Here is a 10,145-nt window from a genome sequence, read left to right on the forward strand (position 1 = left end):
GCGCAGGGAGAGTCCACATGTCCAGTCCACAAGGCGCCTCCGCGTTCGATGTATCCGTCGATGCCGGCAGTTATCGAGTTTCGCGTCCTGATAGCCCGCAGCAGGTTATCGAACTACTGCGCGAGCACAAGATCCAGATCGTCGACCTAAAGTTCACCGATCTGCCCGGTCTCTGGCAGCACTTTTCCATAACGTTGCCCGAGGTGCACGAAGACCTCTTTGCCAACGGGATCGGCTTCGACGGTTCATCAATTCGCGGATTTCAGGAAATTCAGGAATCCGACATGCTGCTCAAGCCGGATCCGACAACCGCGTTCATCGATCCCGTGAGCGAAACGCCCACGCTCTCCATGATCTGCGACGTCATCGATCCCGTGCTGCATCGGCCGTACTCGCGCGATCCGCGCTACATCGCGAGGAAGGCCGAAGAATACTTGAAGCAGACCGGAATTGCGACCACGTGCTACTTCGGACCCGAGCTCGAGTTCTTCATATTCGATTCGATCCGCTTCGGCCAGGATGCCCACTGCGGCTACTACTATGTCGAATCTGCCGAAGGGGACTGGAACACGGGACGTGACGAAGGAGCGTATGGCGGCGGCAACCTTGGTTACAAGCCTCGCTACAAGGAGGGGTATTTCCCGGTGCCGCCGCACGATACGCTGCAGGACATCCGCTCTACGATCGTCTTGTTGCTGCAGCAGGCCGGCGTGCAGGTGGAAGTGCATCACCACGAGGTGGCGACTGCGGGACAGAACGAAATCGACATGCGGTTTTCCACGCTCGCGCGGATGGCCGACAACGTCATGATCTACAAGTACATCTGCAAGAATGTCGCACGCCAGCACGGCAAGGTGGCGACTTTCATGCCGAAGCCGCTCTTCGCCGACAATGCGAGCGGCATGCACTGCCACCAAAGCCTGTGGAAGGACAGCGAGAATCTGTTCTACGACGCAAATGGCTGGGCGCTCACGTCAGCCATGTGTCGCTGGTACATCGGCGGCCTGCTCAAGCATGCGCCGGCGCTGATGGCGTTCTGTGCGCCGACGACGAATTCCTACAAGCGTCTCGTGCCCGGGTACGAAGCGCCGGTGAATCTGGCGATGTCGCAACGCAACCGCTCGGCGGCCGCGCGCATTCCGATGTACTCCGATTCGCCGAATGCGCGGCGCGTCGAGTTCCGGTGTCCCGATCCGTCGGCCAACGCGTACCTCGCATTCTCAGCGATGCTGATGGCCGGGCTCGACGGCGTCGAAAACAGGACGGACCCAGGCGACCCGCTCGATGTCAACATTTACGACCTGCCGCCCGAGAAAGCGAGGAGCGTCCGTCAGGTGCCGGGTTCGCTCGATGAATCCCTGAAAGCGCTGGAGGCCGACAACGAGTTTCTGCGCAGAGGCGACGTCTTCACTGAAGATGTCATCGACACGTGGCTCGAGTACAAGCGCAAGCGTGAGATCGATGCGGTCAGGCTACGCCCGCATCCATGGGAGTTTTATCTGTACTTCGATATCTGATACGGCGCTGAAAGCGGTCGCATGGGACTCACGTCACTCGATGAAGCGTCGTAGTTCCGACGTCGAGCCGGCCGTCTAGTAAAGTTGAATCGCGATGCGCGTTTTTCAACCAATCTTTGTCGTAATGGTCGACGTGGGTCCGAGGTTTCCGGAGAGATGCCGCACAGGCAAAGGGTCGCATAGTCGTCCGTTGTTGAGCGGACAGGTGGACCAGTCGTGTTAGAACAGGTCGCCAACAATCTTCTTCCGCGCGACGCTTTAGTCCGCTTCCTCTTTAGAGTCCGCGTCCGGGCCTATAGTGATGATTGAGCATCCCTGACTAGCGCGTTGCGCAACCGGCAATGGAAGCTTCCGCCGCGGATATCATCAGACTTTTCCCGACTTTCTTGTGGCGGCAATGCCTCCCGCAGGAGTGCTACGAACCGCTTGATCGGGAACTGATGGCGTATGTCGACACGTTGATCTCCAGCGGCGTCGGCACTCGTACCGGCGCCGCATGGCAATCTGGTCACCAGCAACATAAAAGGCCAGAGTTTGCTGTGCTGATTGCGCATATAGAAAGGGCTGTACGCGACGTACTCACGTTTCTCAAGGTCGCTGATGCCCCGTTTCACATAACTGGATGCTGGGTCAATGTCCTGGATCCAGGCGGGACACACGCGATGCACAGTCATCCCAACAATTTCCTGAGTGGCGTGTATTACCTGCGCTCGCAAGCTGGCGCTGACACAATCAATTTTCATGATCCGCGGCCACAGACGATCGTCATTCGTCCACCCGTCACTGAGTTGACGGCTTACAACACCGATCAGGTGGTATTGCCAGTCAGCGAGGGCACATTGCTGGTGTTTCCAGCCTGGCTACCGCATTCCGTATCGGCGAACACGAGCGCGCAAGCACGCGTGAGCGTCAGCTTCAACGTCATGTTCGCCGACTATGACACCCTTATGAGCCCGCCGCTTTGGGGAAATTGAAGCGCGGCGCCGCTAATCGCAAACCTGGCCGCTGCGCACCTGGGAGGCGCCTGTCATGCTGCGCGCGGTCGAGCGTCCGGGTTGGGTCATGAGCCGTTGACCGCCTGCACTCCACTGCGGATAACATTCGGCTGTCCACGCTTGCCGTCGAACAGACCTGCGACTAAGCCGCACGATAGCGGACAAGCAACGAGCATTGCGACTAGCGCCGCCCGCTGCGGCCCCATACATAACGCACCCATCGCTGCCACCGGCTTTTCGGTACGGGCAACTTGTGCGCCGTCTGGACTTCGCGATCGCGCTGAACGGACTTCTGCACCTGTTCGTAGATCTGCCGCAGCGTCATGCCGCCGGGGCCTTTCAGCTTGTCGGGGTCCGAAGCAGGATCGCGATCGGGTTCGTCTGGCATGGATCTCTCATGGAAACTGGCGTTACTCGTCGACGATCCATTTAAAGAGCGACGGAACGAGCGCGCTCACCGGCGCTTCGCAACGAGGCGCACTGGCGAATGCACGGTGTTTCGATCTGGCTGACCGCCGCATGAAACACCGTGCCGGAGGAGGCGTCTAGCACGTGACGTGCAGAATCGCGTTGGTTCCGCGAGCCTCCTTCTTCAGTCTCGCGATGGCCTCCTCAGTCGGCACGATAACCAGTTTGACCTTTCGGCGCTCGGCTTCATGCTTTACCTCATCCATGACCGGCAACGCTCCGGCGCCTGTGCCGATCACGAGGCACCGGCAATTCCACGGAATGGCTTCGACCATCGATAGCGGCGTATGTCCGAACGCTTCGCGGAACACCTTGGATGGCTTCTTCTTGCGTTTGCGAACCTGTCCGCGGTCGATCACCACATCATGCTGGTAAGTCACACCGTCTATGCGGATGGACCCGAAGGAAAACGCCTCGAAATGCATACTCGCCCCCACTGCTCCTGCACTGGCCGCCATTCGTTGCCGAGGGGCTCGAAGAGGTCTCGGCCATCAATAACATTATAGGTTTGTGGCCCAGGCGAGGTTGCACCCCGCCGTCCCGCAGGAAAACACGCTTGTGCCGGGATAGAAATGGTTGAGCGGCTTCTTTTCGATCGGATCGACACAGGACCCCGATGAGCGACAATATGTGGTCAGTATCACGCGGTCGTCAATTCGCTGGCGTACGAAACAGGCGCCGCGCCGCCCATCATGCAGGTGGCACTTGCGGCGACCCAGGTCGCACTCGATGCGTCCATCGTCGAGAAAGTGCCAGCCAAAGACGATTTCGCTCCGCCGCCAGTGACAGCGACGATTCTTGCAGACTTCCTGGAAGGTTGGCAGCGGCGTTGCCGCCGGTTCATTCCCTGGGATGCTTCATGTTTTCCGAGTCGATGGCAGCGTGCCATTCCTCGCTCGCCTCGAACGGTTCCATCGCCTCGTCAATGGACGCACTCGCGCGCTCGGCAGTCGCCCTTGCTTCGTCTGCCTCGACTTCAGGTTCCCCGTCGTTGACCTCGGGGGGCCGGATCATCTCCTTGAGCATCGCGTGCAGCTCGGGCGTGTCCCATGGAAGATGACGCTGCATTTGCACCTTGATGTAGTGCTTCACTTCCGCATCCTGCTCGGGAGTCAAAGGCAACCCCCGGAATGTGCTTTCCGGGCCGAGGTCAGTCATGGCGTCCTCCTGTTGCTAAGGCCTGCTATCTACCAGTGTAACCCCGGCGTCATGACGCTGTCCGCTTCCTCCGAGGCTTCGCAGTTGGCCTCGCACGCGCTGTTGCCGCCGCGGGCAACATCGATAACGTCCGTCCGACAGGAATAAAAAGGCTCGTTTTCCATCGGCGCCGTGCCGCTGGTGCCGCGTGGCCACCCCAAAGGCTGCACAGTTCCAGTGGTCAACCCCCGCCGCTCAGCGCGCTGGGGCGACCGCCAGAAACGCCCCTCTTGCGCGACGTCCAGCTTTCACGTCGGATTCCTGCCACGGGTTTCACAACGCCGGGGCGCAACGCTGACCGAACCCAAAGTCGCAGGAAGCCATTCGTTGAAAGTCGAACGCCTGAGCGTCGGGGACACATCGGAGCAGCCGAGCGATTCTGACCTACACTACAGAGCGTCCTTCGCTTGCCCAGGTGCAGCTTTGATGCAACGCAACGTCGCTGGCAACCGTCAAGGCGGGCGAATGGCCACGGCACAGGCAACATACGTAATCTGCTGCCTGAATTCATCTGGAACTGATGTTCAAGAAGGGGGACATCATGTTGCAAGCCAGTGAAATCCAAAAGCGCTTTACCCATCTGCAGCAAACCGTCAGTGAGGCATCACGGACCTGCCATTCGGACACGACGGTTCCAAAGGATTTGATGAACTGGGTTGATGAGCTTGATAAGGAGTGCAAATCTGCAAAAAGCGTCATGACGTCGAGGGACGAGGATCGAATCCGGCAGTGCGTCGACGATCTCGAACGGATCGGGGATCGTGCAGAGCGCGCGTGCCAAAAGGCCGGACGCCTCGACACCAGGATCAAGGATGCAGTCAGTTCAATGCACTCCGAACTTTCTGACCTGAAGCGACAACTGCACTAACCGGCCTGATGGCCCCGGTCCAGTCCGCCGGGGCCATTTCTACTTCGGCGCCGTCAAGACGCGCAGCAACAATGCTGCCTGCCGCGCGGCCGTGTCAACTACGCACGGGTAACCCAGCAAATCTGATGGTCCTGAAGGCGCCTGAAGATGACGAGTGGATCGGCCGCGTCGACGAAACCTGGTGGCGGGAAGCGAGCGGCTTCCCGCTCTCGCTCTCCCGTTGAACCATGAAATCCCGCTCAGTCACGCAGAGGAGGGAACGCATTTACATCCTTGACGAGAAGAAAGAGGCCGGTCGACTTGTTTGACAGAAGCGAGTGGTCGCGCTGGACGTCTGAGAGCGAACTGATGTTCCGCCGCACGTTGCGCTGTGGCGATCACCGCCGGGTCAGCAGGCGATGCGCGTCACGAATAGCAGGGCCTCGCCAGCAGACATTTCGAACACGCCGCAGAGCGGGTCGTGACCGTCACGCCGGATTCTTCCAGCGTCCAGTTTCTATGTCCCGAGGCCACGTAGGCCCTCGCTCAACGACTGCTTTGCGGCGAGCAAATCGCGGATGGCACTGCCTCTACCCGGCCACAAACAGCCTCTCACAAGCCTCCTCAGTCGGACATTCGGCGGTCAGTTCCACCCTCTTCAGCAGACATCCCCGCGAAGACCGAATTGCATGCGTAAAATCCCGATGCAACATCTGTTGGACGCGGGAGGGAGGGAACCCCGCATACTGATAGGAGGCTTAAATGGACCTGGCGGACTTCATTGAGGCCAACATTCAGGCCCTGGTCGACGACTGGGCGGAATATGCCCTTGCGATAAAACAGGAGGACAGTCACCTGACTGAAAGCCAGTTGCGCGATTCTGCCCCCGACATACTGGGTGCCATCGCCGCAGACATGCGCGAGCCGCAAAATGCGGCGCTGCAACAGAGCAAGTCGCGCGGTGAAAAGGATGTCCCGCGCTCCCAGTTCACTCAGGTCGCACGCCTGCACGCAGAGGACCGCCTTTCACACGGCTTCGGTATCAGTGATGTCGTCGCGGAGTTCCGCACCTTGCGCGCCACGGTGCTGCGCCGCTGGCAGAAGACTTCACCGGGCGGCGCTAGGGCATTTCAGGAAATGATCCGGTTCAACGAGGCCATTGACCAGGTGCTCGCAGAATCGGTCCGACACTATGTGACGCGTACGGAGCGCATCCGGGATCTTTTTGCCGGCGTACTTGCACACGACCTCCGGTCACCGCTTGGAGCAATATTGAATTCAAGTGAAGTGCTGCTGCACGACGAAGGCCTGTCGGCAGGCAGCTTGCGGGCGCTTGCATTTGTACAGCGCGGCGCGAGGCGCATGAAGCAACTGATTGACGACCTGCTCATTTTTGCGCGCACACGTCTAGGCGACACGCTGCCCGTGAGTTTCACCCCTCAGGATATGGGGCGCATATGCAGCGATGCGGCGGAGGAAGTGCGTGCTTCCTATCCGGACGCGCGCATCGAGCTACGTCTTTTGGGCGATCTCCGGGGTCAATGGGACGGCGGCCGAATCGGACAGTTGGTCGTCAATCTGCTGACAAATGCCGTCCGCTACGGTTCGGGGCAGATTGTCGTCGAAGCCCGTGCTCACGATGGACAGATGACCGTGGTCGTGGAAAACGAAGGCAATCCGATTCCAGAGCGCGCGTTCCCTACGCTGTTCGATCCGCTAACGAGGGGGACCTCGCCCGACCGCAGCGGTATGGCCGCTGGCATCGGTTTGGGCCTTTACATTTGCCGCTGTATCGCCTCAGCGCATGAGGGAACGATAAGTGTCGAATCATCGGAAGCCGGAACCCGTTTCACAGTGCAGATACCTTGTTCGCCCTCGCCGCCGCGCTGAGCCGCGAGGACGACGCTCACGCGCCGTTGACCGCTCAGACGGATCGGGTTGCGGACTATGGAGCGTGGTCGTGCCGGTGGCCGATCACAGGAACGCTCGATGCGCGCCCCGGAGTGGAGGCCGCAATGTGCAAAATCTTGGTTGTAGACGACGACGCGGAATTGCGGGACGCCTTGCAGGCGACCCTGGCAGCGCATGGACACGTGGTCTTCTGCGCGGAGGACGGCATTGCGGAGCTGCGGGCAGCCGTCGAGATCAAGCCCGAGCTCATCATCTCCGATGTCGACATGCCGCTGCTGGAGGGGCCGGACGCGGTCACAATTCTGAAAGCGTTGCCGATGTTCAGACGCGTCCCGGTCATCTTGATGTCCGGCGCGGAATTGTCCCGCACACGCCAGGCAGACGCCGCAGTCCGAAAGCCGGTGACCACCGAACAGCTTCTAGAGCTTATCAAAGACGTGACCTGGTCGACCGCATCGCCAGGAGCACCATCTCAAAGCCTGCCAATGCGCGCCACCGCTCGCGACGAAGGGTGGGATCGGGCGCTGGCGATTGCCTCGCTCGGTCAGCCCAGCAATACAGAGTGCGCCGCCCGGATTTGCCGGGGCATTGAGCTTATGCATGCGCAAGCGTTTAGGACCGGGCGATTGCGGAGCCGTGGCTTGAACGCAGCCGACTCTGAACGGCTGTACGACCGTCTTGTCGAGAGCGTCGCAACTCTTGTCCAGCTCCTGCCATTTTGCTAAGGCGGTGATGGCGTACGCCGTTTTCAGCCTGGACTTCTGAACGGATCATCAGTAGCCGGCCATAACACGTCGCGGATGCAGCGAAATTCGGAACTCCCATGGCCGCGCTCCTTGACGAAAATTCTCATCTGCGCACTGCTGTATACCTGATATCCGCGCAGGAGGATCGGCTCGCGCGATACAGGGCTGCAGGTCTGGACACTGAATTGCCTGGGGAATTGCTCCTCACGATGCATGCAATTCTTCGGACCTTTATCGCTCATCGTCATGCGATTCGGGAAGCCATCGAGGCTGAACGCCGTTCATCCCGCACTGACGCAGAGGCGCCCCCGCCGCAGGACATTAGCTCGCCGGAGAAGCAGTGCTGGACGACGAGAGCTCGCCCCAAAACCGCCATCGACCTCAGCGGTGCTTGAATGGCCGGAGAGGGTCGATTTCGGCGGTTCGTTGCGAGCCCGGGATTGACCAGCGGTTTGTTAGCTCAACTGTCCGTTGAGCGGTATTTCGCATCGGTCGTCGTTCGCCGGCCCCCACCCGCCGGATTGATGTCGCTCCCCGGTACTCTGACGAAGGCTTCCTTATCGCGATTGCCGGTGATGAATCTAGATTTTCGACAGGCCGCAGCCGGAGATTCGGAATGGCTATTTGACACGTACCGGCGAACGATGAAAGGTTTCGTTACATCAGCGTATGGCTGGGACGAGGACTTGCAAAAAGCGGGGTTTGCGAAAAGCCTTCGACAAGGATCTTGTCAAATCGTCACGTGGGAAGGCACCCGATGCGGGTTTGTGCATTGGGAGGTCGAACCGGATCTCGTATGGCTGAGGATGCTTTGTATCGTGCCGGAGATGCAAAACAAGTCGATCGGCAGTGCAACGATTGCCAAGGTGATGACATTGTCCAGTTATTTACAAAAACAGCTGTACCTGAATGTCTTCGTATGCAACCGAGCTGCCTATGACTGGTACAGGAGAATCGGTTTTGTCGAAATTGAAAACGACGGCAAGGTCTCGACCTTGGCGCTCGCTCCTTCGCCTTCACCGGCCCATACGGAACGGCATATTTAGTCTCCCAAGCACGGTGTCCACGGCTCGGCGTGAATTGCTGGAACTGAAACCTGCAGCGCATCTTCAGTCATAATATCGCGCGCATAAGCAGCGTATCAAAAGGACGAGAATGGTGTCGGGGTCGAAGAGAAAAAGTATCGGGAAGCTCGCGATCGCGGTGGCGATTGCCCTGTCCCTAGGTGCAACGGTGTTCGCGCTCACGCCGCGCCATCGCGGGGCCGCCATTGCCGACCCTGCTGATGCTCAGGCCGCAGAGTCGGCGCTGGTGCGCAGCTTCAATGCCCAGCACTTCGATGACATTTATGACGGCGCCGCGGATGAGCTGAGGCTGGGGCTTCGACACAACGCCACGATCTCAGAGATGAAGGACGACTATGCCCGTGAAGGGGCGATCGCGCTCGACCGGGAGGCGCTGACAACCTGCTATCACCAGCAGGTTCGCATGGTGCGCTGGTGGACCTCGACGAAAGGGGTAGAGAACACGGCGACCTTCGTCTGGTATGTGCCCGATGGGCGACCCACCCAGCTCCTCATGGCGAGTATCAATCCAGGACATGCGCCGATCGATCGGGCGTCGTATCAAGCGCATCGCTGCGACAGCACGCGCTGAAATCCGGGCGTAAAAAAGAAGAAGCCCATGCGAGAGTGCATACGGATCTGGAGAAGCTTCAACGCTGGCTCAAGAGAAGAGCCACTTTCGGCCACCATGCGTCATTAACCGTGAGCGTCAACCGGACATTGCGGCGTCCGTCGCAGCCGGCGGATTCAACCGGTCGATGCAATAGTTTTCTGGAACCGTTCAGCCGGCGTTTCGTAATTCAATGTCTTCCTTGGACGCTCGTTCAGCCTTCTTGCCACGGCATTGAGTTTGGCCTGTGAGTACACCGACAGATCGATACCTTTCGGGAAGTACTGCCTCAGGAGTCCATTGGTATTTTCATTCGAACCCCGTTGCCAGTGGTGCTTCTACTGCCCGGACTGCAAAGTCAGGAACGAGTTGAAAGATATCGGCGCACCTGGTGGCCCTGTCGAGTTGGTTCAGCCAGAAAGATCCGACCTTCCCCACAAGGTAATAGCGACCGCTCGACCATTGGCGGACGGTAGATACGCAGCGCAATTGCGCGTTCAGAGGGCACTCGGTGTGAAAGGAACGTACGCGGTCGAAGAGCACTGGGAGCAGCTCGGTGTATTCCTCGACGCGCAAGAGGCCGTAGCGCATGCGAAGTCTTTCGCGACAGACCTGCTGGAGCGAAAGGCTTAGTCGCGAGTGGCACGCTGGATTGCGTCATACCTGGCGATGCGCGGATCTGTACGGGAGGACCACGACCGTAGTTCTGCGCGACAGCCTGGTGCGGTACGGCGTCCTTGCCGCGCAGAAAGCAATTCAGCTTTCGGCGCGCTCGACAAGCGGTATAAAC

Annotated in this window: 12 protein-coding genes and 1 pseudogene; 9 read left to right on the plus strand and 4 right to left on the minus strand. The window is 59.4% G+C overall.

What is annotated here, in order from left to right:
* The first annotated feature begins 17 nt into the window (after positions 1-17).
* Together glnA and BMI01S_RS16485 are read left to right on the plus strand one after the other, a co-directional pair.
* Positions 18-1,517, plus strand: coding sequence for a type I glutamate--ammonia ligase (glnA, locus tag BMI01S_RS16480; RefSeq protein ID WP_028232113.1), 1,500 nt, complete (start codon positions 18-20; stop codon positions 1,515-1,517).
* Between the two features lie 341 nt (positions 1,518-1,858).
* Entirely contained in the window at positions 1,859-2,491 is a 633-nt protein-coding gene (locus BMI01S_RS16485) for a 2OG-Fe(II) oxygenase family protein (protein ID WP_028232112.1), read from the plus strand.
* A gap of 202 nt (positions 2,492-2,693) precedes the next feature.
* Here BMI01S_RS16485 and BMI01S_RS16490 read toward each other — a convergent pair whose 3' ends face one another.
* From BMI01S_RS16490 to BMI01S_RS16500, 3 genes are all read right to left on the minus strand, one after another.
* Complete coding sequence (locus BMI01S_RS16490) at positions 2,694-2,900, minus strand: hypothetical protein (protein ID WP_028232111.1); 207 nt, start codon at positions 2,898-2,900, stop codon at positions 2,694-2,696.
* A 157-nt stretch (positions 2,901-3,057) separates the two neighbouring features.
* A complete protein-coding gene (locus BMI01S_RS16495; protein ID WP_028215146.1) occupies positions 3,058-3,405 on the minus strand; it encodes an MTH938/NDUFAF3 family protein in 348 nt (115 codons plus the stop codon).
* A gap of 415 nt (positions 3,406-3,820) precedes the next feature.
* Positions 3,821-4,138: a hypothetical protein gene (locus BMI01S_RS16500; RefSeq protein ID WP_028215147.1), complete on the minus strand. Its 318-nt coding sequence runs from the start codon at positions 4,136-4,138 to the stop codon at positions 3,821-3,823.
* A gap of 580 nt (positions 4,139-4,718) precedes the next feature.
* On the opposite strand from BMI01S_RS16500, the gene BMI01S_RS16505 reads away from it, so the two are divergent.
* From BMI01S_RS16505 to BMI01S_RS16530, 6 genes are all read left to right on the plus strand, one after another.
* The gene (locus BMI01S_RS16505; protein WP_028215148.1) at positions 4,719-5,045 is read left to right on the plus strand and encodes a hypothetical protein; all 327 of its coding nucleotides are present in this window, start codon (positions 4,719-4,721) and stop codon (positions 5,043-5,045) included.
* 741 nt (positions 5,046-5,786) lie between these two features.
* Positions 5,787-6,914: a sensor histidine kinase gene (locus BMI01S_RS16510; protein WP_028232110.1), complete on the plus strand. Its 1,128-nt coding sequence runs from the start codon at positions 5,787-5,789 to the stop codon at positions 6,912-6,914.
* A gap of 125 nt (positions 6,915-7,039) precedes the next feature.
* Positions 7,040-7,660: a response regulator gene (locus tag BMI01S_RS38130; RefSeq protein ID WP_156123876.1), complete on the plus strand. Its 621-nt coding sequence runs from the start codon at positions 7,040-7,042 to the stop codon at positions 7,658-7,660.
* A gap of 98 nt (positions 7,661-7,758) precedes the next feature.
* Positions 7,759-8,076 carry a hypothetical protein gene (locus BMI01S_RS38580; protein ID WP_063619616.1) on the plus strand — a complete coding sequence of 106 codons (318 nt, stop codon included), beginning with the start codon at positions 7,759-7,761 and terminating at the stop codon, positions 8,074-8,076.
* A gap of 45 nt (positions 8,077-8,121) precedes the next feature.
* A complete protein-coding gene (locus BMI01S_RS16525) occupies positions 8,122-8,727 on the plus strand; it encodes a GNAT family N-acetyltransferase (protein ID WP_244145357.1) in 606 nt (201 codons plus the stop codon).
* A 109-nt stretch (positions 8,728-8,836) separates the two neighbouring features.
* On the plus strand, positions 8,837-9,337 hold the full coding sequence (locus BMI01S_RS16530) for a hypothetical protein (RefSeq protein WP_028232108.1): 501 nt from the start codon (positions 8,837-8,839) through the stop codon (positions 9,335-9,337).
* A gap of 155 nt (positions 9,338-9,492) precedes the next feature.
* Here BMI01S_RS16530 and BMI01S_RS39060 read toward each other — a convergent pair.
* Positions 9,493-9,684 (minus strand): annotated as a pseudogene (locus tag BMI01S_RS39060) (transposase); the annotation flags it as partial.
* On the opposite strand from BMI01S_RS39060, the gene BMI01S_RS43015 reads away from it, so the two are divergent.
* Positions 9,656-9,988 carry a hypothetical protein gene (locus BMI01S_RS43015; protein ID WP_028213685.1) on the plus strand — a complete coding sequence of 111 codons (333 nt, stop codon included), beginning with the start codon at positions 9,656-9,658 and terminating at the stop codon, positions 9,986-9,988. The pseudogene BMI01S_RS39060 and the gene BMI01S_RS43015 sit on opposite strands and share 29 nt — an antisense overlap.
* The last annotated feature ends 157 nt before the right edge of the window (positions 9,989-10,145 follow it).

Origin of the sequence: Paraburkholderia mimosarum LMG 23256 = NBRC 106338 (assembly GCF_000739815.1) — a bacterium.
In the GTDB taxonomy this organism is placed as follows: Bacteria; Pseudomonadota; Gammaproteobacteria; order Burkholderiales; family Burkholderiaceae; genus Paraburkholderia; species Paraburkholderia mimosarum.

Bases quoted from the DNA above. Each gene is read 5' to 3' on its own strand.
- glnA (WP_028232113.1), top strand. From the start codon at position 18: ATGTCCAGTCCACAAGGCGCCTCCGCGTTCGATGTATCCGTCGATGCC.
- BMI01S_RS16485 (WP_028232112.1), top strand. From the start codon at position 1,859: ATGGAAGCTTCCGCCGCGGATATCATCAGACTTTTCCCGACTTTCTTG.
- BMI01S_RS16490 (WP_028232111.1), bottom strand. From the start codon at position 2,900: ATGCCAGACGAACCCGATCGCGATCCTGCTTCGGACCCCGACAAGCTG.
- BMI01S_RS16495 (WP_028215146.1), bottom strand. From the start codon at position 3,405: ATGCATTTCGAGGCGTTTTCCTTCGGGTCCATCCGCATAGACGGTGTG.
- BMI01S_RS16500 (WP_028215147.1), bottom strand. From the start codon at position 4,138: ATGACTGACCTCGGCCCGGAAAGCACATTCCGGGGGTTGCCTTTGACT.
- BMI01S_RS16505 (WP_028215148.1), top strand. From the start codon at position 4,719: ATGTTGCAAGCCAGTGAAATCCAAAAGCGCTTTACCCATCTGCAGCAA.
- BMI01S_RS16510 (WP_028232110.1), top strand. From the start codon at position 5,787: ATGGACCTGGCGGACTTCATTGAGGCCAACATTCAGGCCCTGGTCGAC.
- BMI01S_RS38130 (WP_156123876.1), top strand. From the start codon at position 7,040: ATGTGCAAAATCTTGGTTGTAGACGACGACGCGGAATTGCGGGACGCC.
- BMI01S_RS38580 (WP_063619616.1), top strand. From the start codon at position 7,759: ATGGCCGCGCTCCTTGACGAAAATTCTCATCTGCGCACTGCTGTATAC.
- BMI01S_RS16530 (WP_028232108.1), top strand. From the start codon at position 8,837: ATGGTGTCGGGGTCGAAGAGAAAAAGTATCGGGAAGCTCGCGATCGCG.